The sequence below is a fragment of the Citrobacter sp. Cc139 genome, assembly GCF_030334645.1.
Lineage (GTDB): Bacteria > Pseudomonadota > Gammaproteobacteria > Enterobacterales > Enterobacteriaceae > Citrobacter > Citrobacter werkmanii.
This window is the reverse complement of record NZ_JAOWDM010000091.1, coordinates 183,403-204,698: the sequence shown is the minus strand read 5'-3', so window position 1 is coordinate 204,698 and position 21,296 is coordinate 183,403. Positions and strand designations below refer to the sequence as shown.

At 53.4% G+C, this 21,296-nt stretch carries 23 protein-coding genes; 18 read left to right on the top strand and 5 right to left on the bottom strand.

What is annotated here, in order from left to right:
• The first annotated feature begins 14 nt into the window (after positions 1 to 14).
• Complete coding sequence (fabB, locus tag OGV69_RS19055) at positions 15 to 1,229, top strand: beta-ketoacyl-ACP synthase I (RefSeq protein WP_003028160.1); 1,215 nt, start codon at positions 15 to 17, stop codon at positions 1,227 to 1,229.
• A gap of 235 nt (positions 1,230 to 1,464) precedes the next feature.
• Positions 1,465 to 2,643, top strand: coding sequence for an MFS transporter (locus OGV69_RS19050; RefSeq protein WP_038642354.1), 1,179 nt, complete (start codon positions 1,465 to 1,467; stop codon positions 2,641 to 2,643).
• Here OGV69_RS19050 and flk read toward each other — a convergent pair.
• Positions 2,640 to 3,647: a flagella biosynthesis regulator Flk gene (gene flk / locus OGV69_RS19045; RefSeq protein WP_069323375.1), complete on the bottom strand. Its 1,008-nt coding sequence runs from the start codon at positions 3,645 to 3,647 to the stop codon at positions 2,640 to 2,642. The genes OGV69_RS19050 and flk overlap by 4 nt on opposite strands.
• A gap of 108 nt (positions 3,648 to 3,755) precedes the next feature.
• Here flk and pdxB point away from each other — a divergent pair, with 108 nt between their 5' ends.
• The 15 genes from pdxB to hisP all read left to right on the top strand — a co-directional run bounded on the left by pdxB (position 3,756) and on the right by hisP (position 17,888).
• Positions 3,756 to 4,892 carry a 4-phosphoerythronate dehydrogenase PdxB gene (gene pdxB, locus OGV69_RS19040; protein WP_038642351.1) on the top strand — a complete coding sequence of 379 codons (1,137 nt, stop codon included), beginning with the start codon at positions 3,756 to 3,758 and terminating at the stop codon, positions 4,890 to 4,892.
• Between the two features lie 67 nt (positions 4,893 to 4,959).
• Complete coding sequence (locus OGV69_RS19035; RefSeq protein WP_038642349.1) at positions 4,960 to 5,973, top strand: aspartate-semialdehyde dehydrogenase; 1,014 nt, start codon at positions 4,960 to 4,962, stop codon at positions 5,971 to 5,973.
• Entirely contained in the window at positions 5,973 to 6,785 is an 813-nt protein-coding gene (gene truA, locus OGV69_RS19030; RefSeq protein ID WP_038642347.1) for a tRNA pseudouridine(38-40) synthase TruA, read from the top strand. The genes OGV69_RS19035 and truA overlap by 1 nt, the downstream gene beginning before the upstream one ends.
• 24 nt (positions 6,786 to 6,809) lie before the next feature.
• Positions 6,810 to 7,469, top strand: a complete 660-nt coding sequence (locus OGV69_RS19025; protein ID WP_003028140.1) for a DedA family protein — start codon at positions 6,810 to 6,812, stop codon at positions 7,467 to 7,469.
• Positions 7,470 to 7,618: 149 nt separating this feature from the next.
• Complete coding sequence (accD, locus tag OGV69_RS19020) at positions 7,619 to 8,533, top strand: acetyl-CoA carboxylase, carboxyltransferase subunit beta (RefSeq protein ID WP_006683629.1); 915 nt, start codon at positions 7,619 to 7,621, stop codon at positions 8,531 to 8,533.
• Positions 8,534 to 8,602: 69 nt separating this feature from the next.
• The gene (gene folC, locus OGV69_RS19015) at positions 8,603 to 9,871 is read left to right on the top strand and encodes a bifunctional tetrahydrofolate synthase/dihydrofolate synthase (RefSeq protein WP_069323376.1); all 1,269 of its coding nucleotides are present in this window, start codon (positions 8,603 to 8,605) and stop codon (positions 9,869 to 9,871) included.
• Complete coding sequence (dedD, locus tag OGV69_RS19010) at positions 9,861 to 10,517, top strand: cell division protein DedD (protein ID WP_069323377.1); 657 nt, start codon at positions 9,861 to 9,863, stop codon at positions 10,515 to 10,517. The genes folC and dedD overlap by 11 nt, the downstream gene beginning before the upstream one ends.
• Before the next feature lie 202 nt (positions 10,518 to 10,719).
• Positions 10,720 to 11,208: a colicin V production protein gene (cvpA, locus tag OGV69_RS19005; RefSeq protein ID WP_038642339.1), complete on the top strand. Its 489-nt coding sequence runs from the start codon at positions 10,720 to 10,722 to the stop codon at positions 11,206 to 11,208.
• A 33-nt stretch (positions 11,209 to 11,241) separates the two neighbouring features.
• Complete coding sequence (gene purF / locus OGV69_RS19000; protein WP_005129677.1) at positions 11,242 to 12,759, top strand: amidophosphoribosyltransferase; 1,518 nt, start codon at positions 11,242 to 11,244, stop codon at positions 12,757 to 12,759.
• Positions 12,760 to 12,856: 97 nt separating this feature from the next.
• Complete coding sequence (locus tag OGV69_RS18995) at positions 12,857 to 13,426, top strand: UbiX family flavin prenyltransferase (RefSeq protein WP_038642336.1); 570 nt, start codon at positions 12,857 to 12,859, stop codon at positions 13,424 to 13,426.
• A 285-nt stretch (positions 13,427 to 13,711) separates the two neighbouring features.
• Positions 13,712 to 14,494: a lysine/arginine/ornithine ABC transporter substrate-binding protein ArgT gene (gene argT / locus OGV69_RS18990; protein WP_006683634.1), complete on the top strand. Its 783-nt coding sequence runs from the start codon at positions 13,712 to 13,714 to the stop codon at positions 14,492 to 14,494.
• A gap of 247 nt (positions 14,495 to 14,741) precedes the next feature.
• Positions 14,742 to 15,524 carry a histidine ABC transporter substrate-binding protein HisJ gene (hisJ, locus tag OGV69_RS18985; RefSeq protein ID WP_003028120.1) on the top strand — a complete coding sequence of 261 codons (783 nt, stop codon included), beginning with the start codon at positions 14,742 to 14,744 and terminating at the stop codon, positions 15,522 to 15,524.
• Between the two features lie 186 nt (positions 15,525 to 15,710).
• A complete protein-coding gene (locus OGV69_RS18980) occupies positions 15,711 to 16,397 on the top strand; it encodes a histidine ABC transporter permease HisQ (protein WP_038642334.1) in 687 nt (228 codons plus the stop codon).
• A complete protein-coding gene (gene hisM, locus OGV69_RS18975) occupies positions 16,394 to 17,101 on the top strand; it encodes a histidine ABC transporter permease HisM (protein ID WP_038642332.1) in 708 nt (235 codons plus the stop codon). Before OGV69_RS18980 ends, hisM begins: the two co-directional genes overlap by 4 nt.
• 13 nt (positions 17,102 to 17,114) lie before the next feature.
• A complete protein-coding gene (gene hisP / locus OGV69_RS18970; RefSeq protein WP_038642330.1) occupies positions 17,115 to 17,888 on the top strand; it encodes a histidine ABC transporter ATP-binding protein HisP in 774 nt (257 codons plus the stop codon).
• Between the two features lie 33 nt (positions 17,889 to 17,921).
• Here the strand turns inward: hisP and OGV69_RS18965 are convergent, their stop codons facing one another.
• The 4 genes from OGV69_RS18965 to yfcG form a co-directional block, all read right to left on the bottom strand.
• On the bottom strand, positions 17,922 to 18,437 hold the full coding sequence (locus tag OGV69_RS18965; protein WP_074458484.1) for a GNAT family N-acetyltransferase: 516 nt from the start codon (positions 18,435 to 18,437) through the stop codon (positions 17,922 to 17,924).
• A 71-nt stretch (positions 18,438 to 18,508) separates the two neighbouring features.
• Positions 18,509 to 19,402, bottom strand: coding sequence for a TIGR01777 family oxidoreductase (locus OGV69_RS18960; RefSeq protein WP_069323378.1), 894 nt, complete (start codon positions 19,400 to 19,402; stop codon positions 18,509 to 18,511).
• A 19-nt stretch (positions 19,403 to 19,421) separates the two neighbouring features.
• Entirely contained in the window at positions 19,422 to 19,784 is a 363-nt protein-coding gene (gene folX, locus OGV69_RS18955; RefSeq protein WP_038642324.1) for a dihydroneopterin triphosphate 2'-epimerase, read from the bottom strand.
• 54 nt (positions 19,785 to 19,838) lie between these two features.
• Positions 19,839 to 20,474, bottom strand: a complete 636-nt coding sequence (gene yfcG, locus OGV69_RS18950; RefSeq protein ID WP_069323632.1) for a GSH-dependent disulfide bond oxidoreductase — start codon at positions 20,472 to 20,474, stop codon at positions 19,839 to 19,841.
• 134 nt (positions 20,475 to 20,608) lie between these two features.
• On the opposite strand from yfcG, the gene yfcF reads away from it, so the two are divergent.
• On the top strand, positions 20,609 to 21,253 hold the full coding sequence (gene yfcF / locus OGV69_RS18945) for a glutathione transferase (RefSeq protein WP_069323379.1): 645 nt from the start codon (positions 20,609 to 20,611) through the stop codon (positions 21,251 to 21,253).
• Positions 21,254 to 21,296 lie beyond the last annotated feature (43 nt).

The following is a 21,296-nucleotide window of genomic DNA, read 5'->3' as shown; positions in this document are numbered from 1 at the left end:
TACAGAGGTATTGAATGAAACGTGCAGTGATTACTGGCTTGGGCATCGTTTCCAGCATCGGTAATAACCAGCAGGAAGTCCTGGCATCTCTGCGTGAAGGACGTTCAGGGATCACTTTCTCTCAGGAGCTGAAGGACTCCGGCATGCGTAGCCACGTATGGGGCAACGTAAAACTGGATACCACTGGCCTCATTGACCGCAAAGTAGTGCGCTTCATGAGCGACGCATCCATCTATGCATTCCTTTCCATGGAGCAGGCTGTGGCGGATGCCGGTCTTGCTGCAGAAGATTACCAGAATAACCCGCGCGTTGGCCTGATTGCAGGTTCCGGCGGCGGTTCCCCGCGTTTTCAGGTGTTCGGCGCTGACGCAATGCGTAGCCCGCGTGGCCTGAAAGCGGTTGGCCCGTATGTGGTCACCAAAGCGATGGCGTCCGGCGTTTCTGCCTGCCTCGCAACGCCGTTTAAAATTCACGGCGTAAACTACTCCATCAGCTCTGCCTGTGCGACTTCTGCGCACTGCATCGGCAACGCAGTAGAACAAATTCAACTGGGCAAACAAGACATCGTGTTTGCTGGCGGCGGCGAAGAGCTGTGCTGGGAAATGGCGTGTGAATTCGACGCCATGGGCGCGCTGTCTACCAAATATAACGACGACCCGTCGAAAGCTTCCCGTACCTATGACGCAAACCGTGACGGTTTTGTTATCGCGGGCGGCGGCGGTATGGTTGTGGTTGAAGAGCTGGAACACGCTCTGGCCCGTGGCGCGCACATCTACGCGGAAATCGTCGGTTACGGCGCGACCTCTGATGGCGCAGACATGGTTGCACCGTCAGGCGAAGGCGCAGTACGTTGCATGCAGATGGCGATGCACGGTGTAGACACCCCGATCGACTACCTGAACTCTCACGGTACTTCTACTCCGGTAGGCGACGTGAAAGAGCTGGGCGCAATCCGTGAAGTGTTTGGCGACAACAGCCCGGCAATTTCTGCAACCAAAGCGATGACTGGTCACTCACTGGGCGCGGCTGGCGTGCAGGAAGCTATCTACTCTCTGCTGATGCTGGAACACGGCTTTATCGCGCCGAGCATCAACATTGAAGAGCTGGACGAGCAGGCGGCAGGTCTGAACATCGTGACCAAACCGACCGAGCAGGCGCTGACCACCGTGATGTCCAACAGCTTCGGCTTTGGCGGCACTAACGCGACGCTGGTCATGCGTAAGCTGTAAGCATCAATATTGCGCCGGATCCGTTATCCGGCTCATGCTGCACAGTAAAGGGAGCCGCCAGGCTCCCTTTTTTATATCGTTGACAATCTATCTGGTTTACAGGCAGACTCCAACTTCAACATTATCCTCTTGATAATGCGTAGGCGTTTAACGTTATCCAACGCACCTTAATCCTGAAAGTCAGGTAGAGGGGGCGTGGGCATTCCTCGCCTTACTCTGCATTTTGGAGTAACGCATGACAGCAGTAACCCAACAAGAAAAAACACCGTCGGCGAACTTTTCGCTGTTTCGTATCGCTTTTGCGGTTTTCCTGACCTACATGACGGTCGGTCTGCCTTTACCCGTCATTCCTCTGTTTGTGCACCACGAGCTGGGCTATGGCAATACCATGGTCGGTATCGCCGTAGGCGTACAGTTTCTGGCAACGGTCTTAACGCGTGGTTATGCCGGGCGCTTAGCCGATCAATATGGCGCTAAACGTTCGGCGCTACAGGGGATGTTTGCCTGTGCGCTGGCGGGCGCGGCGTGGCTTTTAGCCGCGCTATTACCTGTCTCTGTCCCGGTGAAATTTGCGTTGTTGATTGTCGGACGTCTGATCCTTGGCTTTGGCGAAAGCCAACTGCTCACCGGAACGCTGACCTGGGGGCTGGGGCTGGTTGGCCCAACGCGTTCCGGTAAGGTGATGTCGTGGAACGGGATGGCTATTTACGGTGCGCTGGCTGCCGGTGCGCCGTTGGGCTTGCTGATCCATAGCCACTTCGGCTTCGCGGCGCTGGCGGGAACCACGATGGTATTACCGCTGCTGGCCTGGGCATTCAACGGCACCGTTCGTAAAGTGCCTGCGCATGCCGGGGAGCGACCTTCACTGTGGAGTGTGGTCGGGCTTATCTGGAAACCGGGCCTGGGTCTGGCATTGCAGGGCGTGGGTTTTGCCGTCATCGGTACGTTTATTTCGCTTTATTTTGTCAGCAATGGCTGGACGATGGCGGGATTCACCCTGACCGCGTTTGGCGGGGCATTTGTGCTGATGCGCATTCTGTTTGGCTGGATGCCGGACCGGTTCGGCGGCGTGCAGGTCGCCGTTGTTTCATTGCTGGTTGAAACTGCGGGTCTGATCCTGCTGTGGCAGGCTCCCTCTGCCTGGGTAGCTCTGCTCGGGGCGGCATTAACCGGGGCCGGATGTTCGCTTATCTTCCCGGCATTGGGCGTTGAGGTTGTGAAGCGAGTGCCCGCGCAGGTTCGCGGTACGGCGCTGGGCGGTTACGCCGCATTTCAGGATATCTCCTACGGCGTAAGCGGCCCTGTCGCCGGGGTGCTGGCCACCGCGTACGGCTATCCCTCGGTATTCCTTGCCGGGGCGATATCCGCCGTGGTGGGAATTGTTGTGACGTTGCTGACTCTGCGAAAAGGCTAAGCGACCAGCCAGAAAATGGCTAACGCAATCATCAAGGCAATAAATATCAGTCCCGGTCGTGTCGACAGTGATTTAACCGTTTCAATCATCGGCGCGAACGGGCTGTAAATGGGCTGAGGATGGCGCGGATCGTTTAATTCCTGCTCCCGGTCACGTTCCACGCGGCGCAGGAAGATTTGATTCAGCAAGTCCAGCACCTGAACCGTGGTCAGAATCGATTGTGGTTGGATCTGATACGTCTGCTGCGCGTACTCTTTGATTGCCGTCAGCTCATTCGGCTCTAACGGCAGCTTCAGCGCCGCCTGCAGCGTTTGTAAGGTCGGGGCAGTTTGCAGACTGAGCGTCTGGCGCGCCTGCAGCCAGGTGACCAGATGCGAAAATTGTTTGGCGGGGATTAACTCTCCGCTTTTTACCCCAGACAGCTCCAGCATAGACTGCCAGATCATCTTACCGGATTCGCCCGTGGCCGCCGCCAGTTTGGTAACCAACTGGTTCAGCGTGTTGTGCTCTGCGGGGAGTAACGGACGATCGGTAGCCGGACGCTGCTGCGGCTGCGGTATCGAAAGCTGACCTTGTTGTAACAGGGTCAGCACGTTCTTCAATTGCTCAGGCGTGAGTTGGCTAAGCGCCGTCTGCCCGTACTGCTGGCGGATAAAATCACTCACCGCCTGACGGTTATTTCCCTGACTCAATAGCTCCGTGAGCTGCGACAGCACCTGACGATTAGCATGGTTCTGTTGTGCGACTTCCAGCCGCTGGTTCAAATTTTGTTCGGCGGCGGGAAAGTGACGTGACTGCAACGGTGTATCACTTTTGACGCCCAGATCGTGTTTCATTCCGGCCCACACCTCAGCGCTTTGCTGCTGAGTGAGCGAAATCAAACGGGTAATCAGTCGTTCCAGCACGGTACGTTGTATCGTGGATAACGGTTGCTCACCTGCAACGGAGGGGGCATTTTGGCCTTCGCCGGGAGGGCGAGCGGGCGTACCTGAAATGGGCTGCATCGTCTCTGTTCCTTAAATCTGTGCTGACCAGGTCTCGCAGTATGCCTGGCGGCGAGATTATGGCACACTTGCCCGGTTAACTCTCGTTCTCAAACAGGTGCGAAAGACGTGAAAATCCTCGTTGATGAAAATATGCCCTATGCCCGCGAACTGTTTAGTCGTTTGGGGGAGGTCAAAGCGGTTCCTGGTCGTCCGATTCCCGTTGCCGAACTGGATGATGCGGATGCCTTAATGGTGCGCTCGGTGACGAAAGTCAATGAATCACTGCTCAGCGGAAAACCGGTTAAATTTGTCGGTACGGCAACCGCAGGCACGGACCATGTGGATGAAGCCTGGCTTGCGCAGTCGGGAATCGGTTTTTCCGCAGCGCCCGGATGTAATGCGATTGCGGTCGTAGAATATGTTTTTTCAGCGTTGCTGATGCTGGCGGAGCGCGACGGTTTTGCGTTACGCGATCGTACCGTGGGCATCGTCGGTGTTGGTAACGTGGGCGGACGTTTGCAGGCGCGACTGGAAGCGCTGGGGATCCGTACCTTGCTGTGCGATCCGCCGCGGGCCGATCGCGGTGATGAGGGCGATTTCCGCTCGCTGGACGAACTGGTACAGCAGGCCGATGTGTTGACTTTCCATACGCCGTTATTTAAAGACGGTCCGTACAAAACGCTGCACCTTGCGGATGACGCGCTGATTAGTCGGCTGAAGCCGGGCACCATTCTGATCAACGCCTGCCGGGGGCCGGTTATCGACAATACGGCATTACTGAATCGGCTTAACGCCGGGCAGACGCTGAGCGTGGTGTTGGATGTCTGGGAAGGCGAGCCGGATCTCAATGTGGCGTTGCTGGAGAAAGCCGATATCGGCACGGCGCACATTGCCGGGTATACCCTGGAAGGAAAAGCGCGTGGGACCACGCAGGTCTTTGAGGCCTATAGTAAGTTTATTGGTCGCGAACAGCACGTTGCGCTGAACACCCTGTTACCTGCGCCTGAATTTGGGCGTATCACGTTGCATGGCCCGTTAGATCAGCCAACGCTGAAAAGGCTGGCGCATTTAGTGTATGATGTGCGCCGCGATGATGCGCCGCTGCGTAAAGTCGCTGGAATTCCGGGTGAGTTTGATAAACTGCGTAAAAATTATCTTGAGCGCCGTGAATGGTCGTCTTTATACGTGATGTGTGACGACGCAACGGCTGCCGCCTTGCTGTGTAAGCTGGGTTTTAACGCGGTTCATCACCCGGCACATTAATGTCTTCTTAATGCTCCCTGTCGAATAATGCGACAGGGACGCTTATGTATTTCTGGAGTAAATCACCATGTCTGAAGGCTGGAACATTGCCATTCTGGGCGCAACGGGCGCCGTAGGCGAAGCCCTGCTCGATACGCTGGCTGAACGCCAGTTCCCGGTCGGTGAAATTTTTGCGCTGGCGCGTAACGAAAGCGCTGGTGAGCACCTGCGTTTTAACGGTAAATCGGTCATTGTTCAGGATGTTGCAGACTTTGACTGGACGCAGGCACAACTGGCATTTTTTGTTGCGGGCGCTGAGGCCACCGCTGCATGGGTGGAAGAAGCAACCAATGCCGGTTGCCTGGTTATCGACAGCAGTGGTCTGTTCGCACTTGAGCCTGACGTTCCGCTGGTGGTTCCGGACGTTAACCCGTTCGTGCTGGCAGATTACCGCAACCGCAATGTGATTGCAGTCCCTAATAGCCTGACCAGTCAACTGCTGTCTGCGTTGAAACCGCTGATTGATGACGGTGGTCTTTCACGTATTACGGTGACCAATATTCTGTCGGCCTCCGCGCACGGTAAAAAAGCGGTGGATGCGTTGGCAGGGCAAAGTGCGAAACTGCTCAATGGTATCCCGATTGACGAAGACGATTTCTTTGGTCGCCAGTTGGCATTCAATATGCTGCCGCTGCTGCCAGATCGCGAAGGTAGCGTGCGCGAAGAGCGTCGTATTGTCGATGAAGTGCGCAAAATTATGCAGGATGACGGTCTGCTTATCTCCGCTAGCATCGTACAGTCACCGGTATTCTACGGTCACGCGCAGATGGTGAATTTTGAAGCCCTGCGTCCGTTGGCGGCGGAAGAAGCGCGCGATGCGTTTTCTCGCGCTGAAGACGTGGTGTTGTCGGAAGAGACCGATTTCCCGACTCAGGTTGGCGATGCGTCTGGTACCCCACATCTTTCCATCGGCTGTGTACATAACGATTACGGTATGCCGGAGCAGGTTCAGTTCTGGTCCGTGGCAGACAACGTACGCTTTGGCGGCGCGTTGATGGCGGTGAAAATTGCGGAAAAACTGGTGCAGGAGTATCTGTACTAATGTCGGACCTGCAACAGCCGCTACCCCATAAAATTGCGCTGGGCATTGAGTATGACGGCAGCAAATATTATGGCTGGCAGCGCCAGAACGAAGTGCGTAGCGTTCAGGAAAAGCTGGAAAAAGCGCTTTCTCAGGTCGCGAATGAGCGTATAAATGTCTTTTGTGCGGGGCGCACGGATGCAGGCGTTCATGGCACAGGCCAGGTCGTACATTTTGAAACGCACGCTGTGCGTAAAGATGCCGCCTGGACGTTGGGCGTAAATGCGAATCTACCTGGTGACATCGCCGTGCGCTGGGTGAAAGCTGTACCTGATGATTTTCATGCCCGATTCAGCGCCACGGCTCGCCGTTATCGCTACATCATCTACAATCATCGGTTGCGCCCAGCGGTTTTGGGCAAAGGGGTAACCCATTACTATGAGCCGCTGGATGCTGAACGTATGCATCGTGCAGCCCAGTGTCTGATCGGCGAAAATGATTTTACCTCGTTTCGTGCGGTGCAGTGCCAGTCGCGCACGCCGTGGCGTAACGTGATGCACATAAACGTTGAACGTTTTGGCGCATATGTGGTGGTGGATATTAAAGCGAATGCCTTTGTACATCATATGGTCAGGAATATTGTCGGCAGCCTGATGGAAGTAGGCGCCAACAACCAGCCGGAGAGCTGGATAGCAGAACTGTTAGCGGCGAAGGACAGAACGCTGGCAGCGGCAACGGCGAAAGCGGAAGGACTGTATTTGGTCGCGGTAGATTACCCTGACCGGTTCGACCTGCCAAAACCGCCAATGGGCCCGCTATTTCTGGCGGACTAATTTGAGTCGTATAAAGGCAAAACTATGGATCTGATTTACTTTCTTATCGATTTTATTCTGCACATTGATGTGCACCTGGCGGAGCTGGTCGCGGAATACGGTATCTGGGTATACGCGATTCTGTTTCTGATCCTGTTCTGTGAAACCGGGCTGGTAGTGACGCCGTTCCTGCCGGGAGACTCGCTGCTGTTTGTTGCCGGCGCGCTTTCTGCGCTGCCAACTAACGATCTCAATGTTCATCTGATGGTGGCGTTGATGATTGTGGCTGCGATTGTCGGCGATGCGGTGAACTACACGATTGGCCGGTTGTTCGGTGAGAAACTCTTTAGTAACCCGAACTCCAAAATTTTTCGTCGCAGCTACCTGGATAAAACACATGCGTTCTACGAGCGTCATGGCGGGAAAACGATTATCCTGGCGCGTTTCGTGCCTATCGTGCGTACATTTGCGCCATTTGTTGCCGGTATGGGACACATGTCCTACCGCCACTTTGCGATGTATAACGTTGTAGGCGCGCTGCTGTGGGTATTGCTGTTCACCTATGCAGGCTATCTGTTTGGCGATCTGCCAATAGTTCAGGAAAACCTGAAATTATTGATTGTGGCGATTATCGTCCTTTCCGTATTGCCGGGCGTGATAGAAGTGATTCGTCATAAACGGGCTGCGTCACGGGCTGCAAAATAGAAAGTAACTCAGCGGTTCGACCACTTTTTTATCCAAAGTTTCGGGCTGTTATGTTTTAATGTGCAACATTCATGGTCTGTTAGGGGCAAAAATGGCATTATGCGCCCCTTATAACAAAGCTGACTAGGGTTCAGGCAGAAAGGTCACCAATGAGCTGGATTGAACGAATTAAAAGCAACATTACTCCCACCCGCAAGGCAAGCATTCCTGAAGGGGTGTGGACCAAGTGTGATAGCTGCGGTCAGGTTTTATACCGTGCTGAGCTGGAACGTAATCTTGAGGTCTGTCCGAAGTGTGACCATCATATGCGCATGTCGGCGCGCAATCGCCTGCATAGCCTGTTAGATGAAGGTACTCTTGTGGAACTGGGTAGCGAACTTGAGCCGAAAGACGTGCTGAAGTTTCGTGACTCCAAAAAGTACAAAGACAGACTGGCCTCAGCACAGAAAGAAACCGGCGAGAAAGATGCGCTGGTGGTGATGAAAGGCACGCTTCACGGCATGCCGGTCGTTGCGGCTGCATTCGAGTTCGCGTTTATGGGCGGCTCCATGGGTTCTGTCGTCGGTGCGCGTTTCGTCCGTGCCGTTGAGCAGGCGCTGGAAGACAACTGTCCGCTGATCTGCTTCTCCGCTTCTGGCGGGGCGCGTATGCAGGAAGCGCTGATGTCTCTGATGCAGATGGCAAAAACGTCTGCTGCGCTGGCGAAAATGCAGGAACGCGGTTTACCGTACATTTCTGTACTGACCGACCCAACGATGGGCGGTGTTTCCGCAAGCTTCGCGATGCTGGGCGATCTCAACATTGCCGAACCGAAAGCGCTGATTGGCTTTGCGGGTCCGCGTGTTATTGAGCAAACCGTACGTGAGAAACTGCCGCCGGGATTCCAGCGCAGCGAGTTCCTGATTGAAAAAGGCGCTATCGATATGATCGTCCGCCGTCCGGAAATGCGCCTGAAACTGGCAAGCATTCTGGCGAAGCTGATGAATCTTCCGGCGCCGAATCCGGATGAGCCGCGTGAAGGCGAAGTGGTACCTCCGGTACCCGATCAGGAATCAGAGGCCTGATAACTGAAAAGGGCAGGGCCACAGGCGCTGCCCTTTTGCTTTTCTCAACGTAAAGAATCTACAGGCATCATGGACAATAAACGTATTCCTCAAGCCGCGTCGCCTCTGGCGTCGTGGCTTTCTTATCTGGAAAACCTGCACAGTAAAACCATCGATCTGGGCCTCGAACGCGTAAGCCTGGTGGCGCGCAAACTGGGCGTGTTGAAACCCGCGCCATTTGTCTTTACGGTGGCGGGCACCAACGGAAAAGGCACGACCTGCCGTACGCTGGAATCGGTGCTGACCGCAGCAGGTTATAAAGTCGGAGTATACAGTTCGCCGCATCTGGTGCGTTACACGGAACGCGTGCGCGTGCAGGGGGGGGAACTGCCGGAATCCGCGCATACAGCCTCGTTTGCTGAGATTGAAGACGCACGTGGCGATATTTCATTGACCTATTTTGAATACGGTACGCTATCGGCGCTCTGGTTGTTTAAACAGGCTCAGTTGGACGTAGTCATTCTGGAAGTGGGGTTAGGCGGTCGCCTTGACGCGACGAATATCGTCGATGCCGATGTTGCGGTCGTCACCAGTATTGCGCTTGATCATACCGACTGGCTGGGCCCTGATCGCGAGAGCATTGGTCGTGAGAAAGCGGGGATTTTCCGCGCAGAGAAACCGGCCATCGTTGGTGAACCTGAAATGCCATACACTATTGCGGATGTGGCGCAAGAGTGCGGGGCGATTTTGCAACGCTGTGGTGTGGACTGGCGCTATACGGTAACGGATAACGACTGGTCCTTTACGGACACTCACGGCACGTTGGCGCATCTGCCATTGCCACAGGTTCCACAACCGAACGCCGCGACCGCACTGGCTGCGCTGCGTGCCAGTGGTCTTGACGTCAGCGAGCAGGCAATTCGTGACGGAATCAAACAGGCGATTTTACCGGGGCGCTTCCAGATTGTGAGCGAGTCGCCGCGGGTGATTTTTGATGTTGCCCATAACCCACACGCGGCGGAATATCTGACCGGACGTCTGAAAAAGTTAGTGAAAAGCGGGCGTGTACTTGCAGTTATCGGTATGCTACATGATAAAGATATTGCCGGTACGTTGGCCTGGTTAAAAAGCGTGGTCGATGCCTGGTACTGCGCGCCACTGGAAGGGCCGCGTGGCGCAACGGCAGAACAGCTGTTAGAACATCTGGGCAAAGGTGAAGCCTATGACAGCGTGGCGCAGGCATGGTCTGCGGCACTGGCCGAGGCGAAGCCAGAAGATACCGTGTTGGTGTGTGGATCGTTTCACACTGTCGCACATGTCATGGAAGTGATAGACGTGGGGAGAAGCGGTGGCGAGTAAGTTTCAGAATCGATTAGTTGGCACAATTGTGCTGGTCGCGCTTGGGGTGATTGTGCTCCCCGGGCTGCTTGACGGGCAAAAAAAACATTATCAGGATGAGTTTGCTGCGATCCCTCTGGTGCCCAAACCGGGCGATCGCGACGAGCCGGACATGATGCCTGCGGCAACGCAGGCGCTGCCAACGCAACCGCCTGAAGGGGCGGCAGAAGAGGTGCGCGCGGGCGATGCCGCCGCGCCATCGTTGGATCCGTCGCGTATGACAACGGCAAGTAGTGCGGAGTTAGATCCTGTCCCCGTACCTGTTGAACCGCCGAAACCTAAACCGAAGCCGCAACCCGTTGTCGCCACACCGGCGCCAGCTCCAGCGCCGAAACCGGTCGCTGAAGAAGCGCCAGCCCCGACCGGCAAAGCGTATGTTGTGCAGCTCGGCGCGCTGAAAAATGCGGATAAGGTCAATGAGATCGTGGGTAAACTTCGTGGCGCGGGCTTCCGGGTATATACTTCCCCGTCAACGCCGGTACAGGGTAAAATAACCCGCATTCTCGTCGGCCCTGACGCCTCCAGAGATAAGCTGAAGAATTCGCTGGGCGAGCTACAGAAGATCTCCGGTCTGAGTGGGGTTGTGATGGGATATACCCCTAATTAAGGGGCTGTTTCATGCAGGCCGGATACGGTGTTTTCACCGTCTCCGGCCAGTGCCCGAAGAGGCATAAAACCGTATGGCGTTGAAGATTTTTTCAGCGCCATTTTTATTTACGCGTGGAAAGGAAATCCCTACGCAAACGTTTTCTTTTTCTGTTAGAATGCGCCCCGAACAGGACGACAGGGCGTAAAATCGTGGGACACTTATGGTCTGGATTGATTACGCCATTATCGCGGTGATTGGTTTTTCCTGTCTGGTTAGCCTGATCCGTGGCTTTGTTCGTGAAGCATTATCGTTGGTGACTTGGGGTTGTGCTTTCTTTGTCGCCAGCCATTACTACACTTACCTGTCTGTCTGGTTTACGGGCTTTGAAGACGAACTGGTTCGAAATGGGATTGCTATCGCGATACTGTTTATCGCGACACTTATCGTCGGCGCTATCGTTAACTTTGTGATAGGCCAACTGGTAGAGAAAACAGGTCTGTCGGGTACCGACAGGGTGTTGGGGATTTGCTTCGGTGCTCTGCGAGGAGCGCTGATCGTCGCCGCCATACTGTTCTTTCTCGATACGTTTACCGGTCTGTCGAAAAGTGAAGACTGGAATAAGTCGCAGCTGATCCCGCAGTTCAGTTTCATCATCAGATGGTTCTTTGACTATCTGCAAAGCTCGTCAAGTTTCTTGCCCAAAGTATAAACTTTGGGTCGTTGCTGAACGAGGAAAAGACGTATGTGCGGTATTGTCGGTATCGCCGGTGTTATGCCGGTAAACCAGTCGATTTATGACGCGTTAACGGTGCTCCAGCATCGTGGTCAGGATGCTGCGGGCATCATCACTATTGATGCCAACAACTGCTTCCGCTTGCGTAAAGCAAACGGAATGGTGAGCGATATTTTTGAAGCGCGCCATATGCAGCGTTTGCAGGGCAATATGGGCATCGGTCATGTGCGTTACCCAACGGCTGGCAGCTCCAGCGCCTCTGAAGCTCAACCTTTTTACGTCAACTCACCGTATGGCATCACGCTTGCCCACAATGGCAACCTGACCAATGCGCATGAGCTGCGGAAAAAGCTGTTTGAAGAAAAGCGCCGCCACATCAATACCACTTCAGATTCTGAAATCCTGCTGAATATTTTCGCCAGCGAGCTGGATAACTTCCGCCATTACCCGCTGGAAGCAGACAATATTTTTGCTGCTATTGCGGCAACCAACCGCCAGATCCGTGGCGCCTATGCCTGCGTGGCGATGATTATCGGTCACGGCATGGTCGCCTTCCGCGATCCCAACGGCATTCGTCCGCTGGTGCTGGGGAAACGTGATATCGGCGATGGTCGCACCGAGTATATGGTGGCTTCCGAGAGCGTGGCGCTGGATACGCTGGGCTTTGAATTCCTGCGCGACGTAGCACCTGGCGAAGCGGTGTACATCACCGAAAAAGGCCAGCTGTTTACCCGCCAGTGCGCCGATAACCCGGTCAGCAATCCGTGCCTGTTCGAATACGTTTACTTTGCGCGTCCTGACTCCTTTATCGACAAGATTTCCGTCTACAGCGCCCGTGTGAATATGGGAACTAAGCTCGGCGAAAAAATTGCCCGCGAGTGGGAAGATCTGGACATCGACGTGGTGATCCCGATTCCGGAAACCTCCTGCGATATCGCGCTGGAAATCGCCCGTATTCTCGGCAAGCCGTATCGTCAGGGGTTTGTGAAAAACCGCTACGTAGGGCGTACCTTTATCATGCCGGGCCAGCAGCTGCGTCGTAAATCCGTGCGCCGTAAACTGAACGCCAACCGTGCGGAGTTCCGTGATAAGAACGTGCTGCTGGTGGATGACTCTATCGTACGTGGCACCACCTCAGAACAGATTATCGAGATGGCGCGTGAAGCCGGAGCGAAGAAAGTGTATCTGGCCTCTGCCGCACCGGAAATCCGCTTCCCGAACGTTTATGGTATCGATATGCCGACGGCGACGGAGCTGATTGCTCATGGTCGCGAAGTGGACGAGATCCGTCAGATAATCGGCGCAGACGGGCTTATCTTCCAGGATCTCAACGATCTGATTGAAGCGGTCCGCGCTGAGAACCCGGATATTCAGCAGTTTGAATGTTCAGTGTTTAACGGCGTTTATGTCACCAAAGACGTTGACCAGCAGTATCTCGATTTCCTTGACTCCCTGCGTAATGACGATGCCAAAGCGATATTGCGTCAGAATGAAGCGGAAAACCTTGAGATGCACAACGAAGGTTAATGTTTGCTCGCAAGCAAGGGCGCAACCCGCACCCTTGCTTGCAACTCCCCGTAAATTCCTGCAAAGTCGGCCCTGAAGCAAGCAAGGGCGATTAAACATGAAACGACTCATCATTGGTATTTCTGGCGCAAGTGGAGCGATTTACGGTGTGCGCCTGCTGCAGGTTTTGCGTGACGTTACTGATGTGGAAACCCATCTGGTGATGAGCGCCGCTGCCCGGCAGACGCTGGCGCTGGAAACGGATCTCTCTGTGCGCGACGTGCAGGCTCTGGCGAATGTGACTCACGATACGCGCGATATCGCCGCCAGCATTTCGTCTGGCTCTTTTCAGACCGCCGGGATGGTTATCCTGCCCTGTTCAATTAAAACCCTTTCTGGCATCGTGCATAGCTATACCGATGGGCTGCTCACCCGTGCGGCTGACGTGGTATTGAAAGAACGTCGCCCGCTGGTGCTGTGCGTGCGCGAAACGCCATTGCATCTGGGGCATTTGCGGCTGATGACGCAGGCGGCAGAAATTGGAGCGGTGATTATGCCGCCTGTCCCGGCGTTTTATCATCGCCCGCAAACGTTAGATGATGTGATTAATCAAACGGTTAATCGTGTCCTTGACCAGTTTGATATTTCCCTTCCTCAGGACCTCTTCACCCGCTGGCAAGGGGCGTAAGCCGTTCCATCAGCGTGCAAAGAAACATCCGTTGCCCTGTTTCAGGGCAATTTTGTAACCGCGATCATATCCTCAACATTTAATTCGTCAAAACTCAACGAAACGCTGCGTTTCAACCGTCAGACCTGCTATCTTCAAAATCAGGACAATATTGCAACGTTTTATTAACATATTTAACGTCGAATATCCTCAACGACGCGAAAATGGCATAAGACCTGCATGAAAAAGTCTGCAAACACAACACAACGTAAAACATAATAAAATTACGCCACTTGAGGGTTATGTATGAAGAAGACGGTTCTTGCTTTGTCTTTGCTGGTAGGACTTTCCGCAACCGCGGCCAGTTACGCAGCACTTCCGCAGACAGTTCGTATTGGTACAGATACCACCTACGCGCCTTTTTCCTCTAAAGATGCCAAGGGCGACTTTGTCGGCTTTGATATAGATTTAGGAAATGAGATGTGTAAACGCATGCAGATCAAATGCACCTGGGTTGCCAGCGACTTTGATGCGCTGATCCCGTCGCTGAAAGCGAAAAAAATTGATGCCATCATCTCCTCGCTTTCTATCACCGAGAAGCGTCAGCAAGAGATTGCCTTCTCAGACAAACTTTACGCCGCAGATTCTCGTTTGATCGCCGCGAAAGGTTCCCCGATTCAACCGACTCTGGACTCCCTCAAAGGTAAACATGTAGGTGTACTACAAGGCTCAACTCAGGAAGCCTATGCCAATGATAACTGGCGCAGCAAAGGCGTGGATGTGGTGGCCTACGCGAACCAGGACCTGATCTATTCTGACCTGACGGCGGGCCGTCTGGATGCGGCATTGCAGGATGAAGTCGCGGCCAGTGAAGGTTTCCTTAAACAGCCGGCAGGCAAAGACTACGCTTTTGCCGGCCCTTCAGTTAAAGATAAAAAATACTTTGGCGACGGAACCGGGATTGGTTTGCGCAAAGATGATGCGGAGCTGAAAGCGGCTTTCGATAAAGCGCTGGGCGAACTGCGCAAAGACGGCACCTACGACAAGATGGCGAGTAAGTATTTTAACTTTAATGTCTACGGCGATTAATTCATCGACGTGGGGAGTTGGTTGCACCATGGCGGGTAACCATTATGGTGCATCATAAATTCAGTGCACTGTTTTGGTGCCTTTATCGCTGACTTAATAAGCATGAGTGCATACTTAAGCGCTTTTCATGCAAATAAATACCGTCGACAAGGTAGAATGCTTTGCCTTGTCGGCCTGATTAATGGCACGATAACTGCACCTGGTCCTGTAAAGATCCCCTATAAAAGACAGTCTGTTGAGGATAGTTATGAAAAAACTGGTGTTGTCTCTTTCTCTGGTCCTGGCTTTCTCCAGTGCTACCGCAGCATTTGCAGCCATTCCGCAAAAAATTCGTATCGGCACCGATCCTACTTATGCGCCGTTCGAATCGAAAAATGCGCAGGGTGAATTAGTCGGTTTTGATATCGATCTGGCTAAAGAGCTATGCAAACGTATTAATACACAATGTACCTTCGTGGAAAACCCGCTGGACGCGCTGATCCCTTCGCTAAAAGCGAAGAAAATCGATGCGATTATGTCTTCGCTTTCCATTACTGAAAAACGTCAGCAGGAAATCGCGTTTACCGACAAACTTTATGCAGCCGACTCGCGTCTGGTTGTCGCTAAGGATTCTGCTATTCAGCCGACCATTGAGTCGCTGAAAGGCAAACGTGTCGGCGTGCTGCAGGGCACCACTCAGGAAACGTTCGGCAACGAACACTGGGCGCCAAAAGGTATTGAAATTGTCTCCTATCAGGGACAAGACAACATCTATTCTGACCTGACTGCCGGGCGTATTGACGCCGCATTCCAGGATGAAGTCGCTGCCAGCGAAGGCTTCCTGAAACAGCCAGTTGGTAAAGATTACAAATTCGGCGGCCCGTCTGTGAAAGACGAGAAATTGTTTGGCGTGGGTACCGGTATGGGACTGCGTAAAGATGATAACGAGCTGCGCGAAGCACTGAATAAAGCCTTTGCGGAGATGCGCGCTGACGGCACTTACGAGAAGCTGGCTAAAAAGTACTTCGATTTTGATGTTTATGGCGGTTAATCACCGCAGGTGCTGATAAAGCCCGTAGATTTTTGACGCGTTGAATTTATGCCTGATGGCGCTGCGCTCATCCGGCCTACGTTGATTTTGTAGGCCGGATAAGGCAACGCCGCCATCCGGCATTTAATGGTGAGTCTGAAATCAAAAGAGGCTTATTACTCCACCACACACGACAGGACAGGCAGCATGTTGTATGGCTTTTCAGGTGTTATTTTACAGGGCGCAATTGTTACGCTTGAGCTGGCTCTCAGCTCAGTGGTGCTGGCGGTTCTGATAGGCCTTGTCGGCGCGGCAGCAAAACTGTCGCAAAGCCGGGCGTTGGGGCTTATTTTCGAAGCGTACACCACGCTTATCCGCGGCGTGCCCGATCTGGTCTTAATGTTGCTCATCTTCTATGGATTACAAATCGCGCTGAATACCATTACCGATGCAATGGGGGTCAGCCAGATTGATATCGATCCGATGGTAGCAGGGATAATCACGCTCGGATTTATCTACGGGGCTTACTTTACCGAAACGTTCCGCGGCGCGTTTATGGCTGTGCCCAAAGGCCATATTGAAGCTGCGACGGCATTCGGCTTTACCAGTTCACAAATATTTCGCCGCATTATGTTCCCGGCGATGATGCGCTATGCCTTACCGGGAATTGGTAATAACTGGCAGGTTATTCTCAAAGCCACGGCGTTGGTATCGTTGCTTGGACTTGAAGATGTGGTGAAAGCCACTCAGCTTGCCGGGAAGAGCACCTGGGAGCCGTTCTATTTTGCCGTGGTGTGCGGGGTCATCTATCTGGTGTTTACCACAGTTTCTAATGGTGTGCTGCTGTACCTTGAGCGCCGTTACTCCGTGGGTGTGAAGAGGGCTGACCTGTGATTGAGATAATTCAGGAGTACTGGAAATCCCTGCTGTGGACGGACGGTTACCGCTTTACCGGTGTGGCAATTACTTTGTGGTTGTTGATCTCGTCGGTGGTGATGGGCGGCATACTGGCGCTGTTTTTGGCGATTGGTCGCGTTTCCAGCAATAAATTTATCCAGTTCCCGATCTGGTTATTTACCTATGTTTTTCGTGGCACGCCGCTGTATGTACAGCTGCTGGTGTTTTATTCCGGGATGTATACGCTGGAGATAGTCAAAGGAACGGACTTCCTCAACGCGTTTTTCCGCAGCGGATTGAATTGCACCGTACTGGCGTTGACGCTGAATACCTGCGCCTATACGACGGAGATTTTCGCCGGGGCGATTCGTTCTGTGCCACACGGTGAGATTGAAGCCGCGCGCGCTTACGGTTTCTCGTCATTCAAACTGTATCGCTGCATAATTTTGCCTTCCGCGCTGCGTATTGCGCTGCCGGCATACAGCAATGAAGTGATTTTAATGCTGCACTCCACGGCGCTGGCGTTTACCGCCACGGTGCCTGATTTGTTGAAAATCGCCCGCGATATCAACTCGGCAACGTATCAACCGTTTACCGCTTTCGGTATTGCCGCGGTGCTGTATTTGATTATTTCGTATGTCCTGATCAGTCTGTTCCGTAAAGCGGAAAAACGCTGGTTGCAGCATGTATCCTCTAAATAATTCGAGTAACACGATGTCTGAGAATAAATTAAACGTTATCGATTTACATAAGCACTACGGCGAACATGAAGTGCTGAAAGGGGTATCGCTGCAAGCTAATGCGGGTGATGTTATCAGTATTATCGGTTCGTCAGGTTCCGGTAAAAGTACCTTTCTGCGCTGCATTAACTTTCTTGAAAAACCGAGCGCTGGTTCTATTGTCGTCAGTGGGCAGAACATTGGACTGGTGCGTGACAAAGACGGCCAGCTCAAGGTTGCGGACAAAAATCAACTGCGTTTGCTGCGCACAAGACTAACCATGGTCTTTCAGCACTTTAATCTGTGGAGCCACATGACGGTGCTGGAAAACGTCATGGAAGCGCCGATTCAGGTATTAGGATTGAGCAAGCAGGAAGCCCGCGCTCGCGCGGTGAAGTATCTGGCTAAAGTGGGCATTGATGAGCGAGCGCAGGGTAAATATCCGGTGCATTTGTCTGGTGGTCAGCAGCAGCGCGTTTCTATTGCGCGAGCGCTGGCGATGGAACCGGAGGTGTTGCTGTTTGATGAACCCACCTCGGCGCTTGACCCAGAGCTGGTCGGCGAAGTGCTGCGCATTATGCAGCAACTGGCCGAAGAGGGGAAAACCATGGTGGTCGTGACCCATGAAATGGGGTTTGCCCGAAATGTCTCCACGCATGTGATCTTTCTGCATCAGGGGAAAATTGAAGAAGAGGGCGACCCGGAGCAGGTATTCGGCAACCCGCAAAGCCCACGCTTGCAGCAGTTCCTCAAAGGATCGCTGAAGTAATTCAGTTGCCCGGAGGCGCTATGCTTTCCGGGCCTACCGCTTTAACGCATCGCACTCCAGGCGATAAACCCAGTCGTCGTGCGCTACCCCATTAATTTCATACGCTTTTTCCAGCACCTGCGTTCGTACAAAGCCCGTCTTTTCCAGAACACGTATCGACCCCTTATTCTCTGCCAGCACGTAAGCATTTATCGCCGTGACGCCAGCCTGCTCCAGGGCATACTGACACACCGCGCGCACGGCTTCGCTGGCAATACCTTTCCCCTGCGCATGCGGCATGAGGGCGTAACCGAGGTCGGCCTCATGCGGATAAAGATGACTGATTTGCAGACCAATATCGCCGAGCGGTGTCGGGTTGTTATGCTCGCGAATAACAAATGTGTGCTGTGCGGCAAGGCGTCTGGCGAATAACAGACGCGTATCCTTTGCTGGGGCGATGTCGCCCATATAGCGCATGACTTCAGGGCTTTCACGCAGTCTCTGGAAAAATGACCAGTCAGAAAATTGAAACAAAGAGAGGGTAAGACGGGGAGTCGATATTTTTGCCATAACGTCGCCATTGCGGAAGTCAGATCTATAACCTTACCATCGCAACGGCGAATGTGAATAGCGCTTAGCAACTATCGGATAACATCCGCTAGCGCCTCTTCTAAATCGTACCAGCGAAACGCAAAACCGGACGCTTCCAGGCGTTTGGGTAACGCCCGCTGTCCGCCGAGAACCAGCACGGAAGACTCGCCCATCAGTAGACGTATTACGCCAGCGGGAACGCGCAGAATGGCTGGGCGGTTTAATGCATGACCCAGTGCGTGGGCAAACTGCTCATTGTGTACCGGGTACGGTGAAACCATATTGAAGGGGCCACGCAGATCGTTATCCAGCAGCCAGATAATGCCGTTGACCATATCATCAATATGGATCCAGGCCAGATACTGGCGTCCGTTACCAATCGGGCCGCCTAAACCAAGACGGAATGGCGGGACCATTTTCCCCAGAATCCCGCCAGCAGAGGCCAATACCACGCCGGTACGCAACATACACACGCGGGTTTTGTCACTTTGCGCGGTGCTGGCAATTTGCTCCCAGCGGGCGCACAGCTTATGGGTAAATTCGTTATGCGGCGGCTCTTCTTCCGTGACGACAACTTCGCCCAGATCGCCGTAGTAACCGGTAGCGGAACCGGATATTAACACCGCGGGCGGCGTCTCGCTGGCGTTGATTAAATCGACCAGTTTCTGCGTGATGCCCCAACGACTCTGGCACAGGCGCTCTTTTTGCTCAGCGCTCCAGCGCTTATCTGCAATAGGCTCTCCGGCAAGGTTAATCACGGCATCAATGCCATCGAGATTTTGCTGCTCTGCCAGCCCCTTCCATAACGTGACCCGAGAGTCGAGAATCTGACGCGCCTTATCAGGGGTACGTGTCACTACGGTTATCTGATGCCCCAGTTCGAGCAGGCGGGGGATCAGATGACGTCCAATCAGGCCAGTACCGCCGGTAATCAGAATCTGCATGTCGCCTCCCGGGTTACGTTTAGCGCTGCCAGCTCAGCGTCATGGATACTGAGTCGGCGTAACGCAATGCGTGAAGTTTATCGATCTCCACTTCAGCATAAGTGACCCAGTGATGTTCGCGTGCGATATCGAGCACATCTTGAGTTAATTTTTCTAATAGTGAGAAGCGGTTACTCTCCACGTGCGCAATGATGCTTTTGGTGATAGTGCGATAATTCAGCGCGTCGTTGATATCTTCGCTGATACGGGCTTTGTCTGCCGGATAATGAATGGCAATGTTGATGACGATATCCTGGCGGTTAAGGATCTCCTCTTCTTTGATGCCGATAAAGGTGCGCAGACGAAGGTTTTTTATACGAATAATCGCGTCAGGTTGTGACATTGCAGGTTTCCTCCATGTATGAACCTATTCATGATACACGAGAATCGAAGCGTGTTACCGCTTCTCACTCTGCGCTTGCTGCATGGCGCGTTCTGTAGCGGGCCGCGTACGGATGCGCTCATGCCAGTTATTAACCGCCGGGTAATTGTCGAGGTCGATACGCTGACGCTGGTGGGCATGAATCCATGGCCAGCAGGCTATGTCCGCAATGCTGTAGTGATCGCCCCCCAGCCAGGGGGAGGTTTCCAGACGTTTATTCATCACGTTGTACAGGCGCTGGGTTTCAACCTGGTATCTTTCAATGGCGTAGGGAATAGTCTGCGGGGCGTAATGACTGAAATGATGATTCTGACCGAGCATGGGCCCCAGGCCGCTGACCTGCCAGAACAGCCATTGCAGCGTGGTGTGGCGCTCACGCAACTCACCGCTCAGCAGCTTGCCGCTCTTTTCCGCCAGATAGAGTAAAATTTCTCCGGACTCAAACAGGCTGATCGGGCTTCCACCATCCTGCGGCGCATTGTCGATAATGGCCGGGATTTTATTGTTCGGCGAGATCTGCAGAAAATCAGGACGAAACTGGCTACCTTTGCTGATATCGACATGAATCAGCCGATATTGCAGCTGCGCTTCTTCAAGAAACAGCGTGATTTTGTGACCGTTTGGCGATGGCGTGTAATAGAGATCGATCATTTTCAGCGTCCGTTTTGTCATGAACCGGGTCATTACAAGTATAGAGCCTGTTGGCGTGCGTGAGTTTTCATCAAGTGACAGCGAGAGAAAGACTCTATATTTTGAAGGCAAGCCAATACACTTCAGAGGACGTTATGAGTAAACCTGCAATTACGCTGTGGTCAGATGCCAATTTTTTCTCCCCTTACGTGCTGTCTGTTTATGTCGCTCTGCAAGAGAAAGGGCTACCTTTTACGCTGAAAACTGTTGATCTCAGCAGCGGTGAACACTTGCAACCTTCATGGCAAGGTTATGCGTTGACGCGCCGCGTGCCGGTCCTGCAGATTGACGATTTCGAGCTGAGCGAATCATCAGCAATTACTGAGTTTCTGGAAGAGAGCTTTTCTCCGCCGCAGTGGGAGCGCATCTACCCACACGATGTGCAAAAGCGCGCGCGGGCTCGCCAGGTGCAGGCGTGGATCCGCAGCGATCTGATGCCTATTCGTGAAGAGCGCTCAACGGATGTGGTTTTTGCTGGCGTGAAAAAAGCGCCGCTGAGCGACGCCGGAAAAGCCAGTGCGGAAAAACTGTTCGCCACTGCGAGCAGTTTACTGAGGCATGGTAAACAGAATTTATTTGGCGAATGGTGTATCGCTGATTGCGATTTAGCGCTAATGCTTAATCGTCTGGTCCTTAACGGCGATGAGGTGCCAGAAGCGCTTGCGGAATACGCCACCTTCCAGTGGCAGCGCGCTTCAGTTCAGCGTTTTATCGCGCTTTCAGCGAAGCGTTCCTGCTGACCATCGGAGCGTAATCCAGTATCATTACAAGGTAATTTTCAAC

What these genes read in the sequence shown, in the direction of transcription:
- OGV69_RS19050 (WP_038642354.1), top strand. Translation starts at nt 1,465, where the DNA reads ATGACAGCAGTAACCCAACAAGAAAAAACACCGTCGGCGAACTTTTCG.
- folC (WP_069323376.1), top strand. Translation starts at nt 8,603, where the DNA reads ATGGACAATAAACGTATTCCTCAAGCCGCGTCGCCTCTGGCGTCGTGG.
- accD (WP_006683629.1), top strand. Translation starts at nt 7,619, where the DNA reads ATGAGCTGGATTGAACGAATTAAAAGCAACATTACTCCCACCCGCAAG.
- hisP (WP_038642330.1), top strand. Translation starts at nt 17,115, where the DNA reads ATGTCTGAGAATAAATTAAACGTTATCGATTTACATAAGCACTACGGC.
- OGV69_RS18995 (WP_038642336.1), top strand. Translation starts at nt 12,857, where the DNA reads ATGAAACGACTCATCATTGGTATTTCTGGCGCAAGTGGAGCGATTTAC.
- argT (WP_006683634.1), top strand. Translation starts at nt 13,712, where the DNA reads ATGAAGAAGACGGTTCTTGCTTTGTCTTTGCTGGTAGGACTTTCCGCA.
- OGV69_RS18980 (WP_038642334.1), top strand. Translation starts at nt 15,711, where the DNA reads ATGTTGTATGGCTTTTCAGGTGTTATTTTACAGGGCGCAATTGTTACG.
- truA (WP_038642347.1), top strand. Translation starts at nt 5,973, where the DNA reads ATGTCGGACCTGCAACAGCCGCTACCCCATAAAATTGCGCTGGGCATT.
- OGV69_RS18965 (WP_074458484.1), bottom strand. Translation starts at nt 18,437, where the DNA reads ATGGCAAAAATATCGACTCCCCGTCTTACCCTCTCTTTGTTTCAATTT.
- yfcG (WP_069323632.1), bottom strand. Translation starts at nt 20,474, where the DNA reads ATGATCGATCTCTATTACACGCCATCGCCAAACGGTCACAAAATCACG.
- hisJ (WP_003028120.1), top strand. Translation starts at nt 14,742, where the DNA reads ATGAAAAAACTGGTGTTGTCTCTTTCTCTGGTCCTGGCTTTCTCCAGT.
- OGV69_RS19035 (WP_038642349.1), top strand. Translation starts at nt 4,960, where the DNA reads ATGTCTGAAGGCTGGAACATTGCCATTCTGGGCGCAACGGGCGCCGTA.
- purF (WP_005129677.1), top strand. Translation starts at nt 11,242, where the DNA reads ATGTGCGGTATTGTCGGTATCGCCGGTGTTATGCCGGTAAACCAGTCG.
- flk (WP_069323375.1), bottom strand. Translation starts at nt 3,647, where the DNA reads ATGCAGCCCATTTCAGGTACGCCCGCTCGCCCTCCCGGCGAAGGCCAA.
- cvpA (WP_038642339.1), top strand. Translation starts at nt 10,720, where the DNA reads ATGGTCTGGATTGATTACGCCATTATCGCGGTGATTGGTTTTTCCTGT.
- folX (WP_038642324.1), bottom strand. Translation starts at nt 19,784, where the DNA reads ATGTCACAACCTGACGCGATTATTCGTATAAAAAACCTTCGTCTGCGC.
- fabB (WP_003028160.1), top strand. Translation starts at nt 15, where the DNA reads ATGAAACGTGCAGTGATTACTGGCTTGGGCATCGTTTCCAGCATCGGT.
- OGV69_RS19025 (WP_003028140.1), top strand. Translation starts at nt 6,810, where the DNA reads ATGGATCTGATTTACTTTCTTATCGATTTTATTCTGCACATTGATGTG.
- OGV69_RS18960 (WP_069323378.1), bottom strand. Translation starts at nt 19,402, where the DNA reads ATGCAGATTCTGATTACCGGCGGTACTGGCCTGATTGGACGTCATCTG.
- yfcF (WP_069323379.1), top strand. Translation starts at nt 20,609, where the DNA reads ATGAGTAAACCTGCAATTACGCTGTGGTCAGATGCCAATTTTTTCTCC.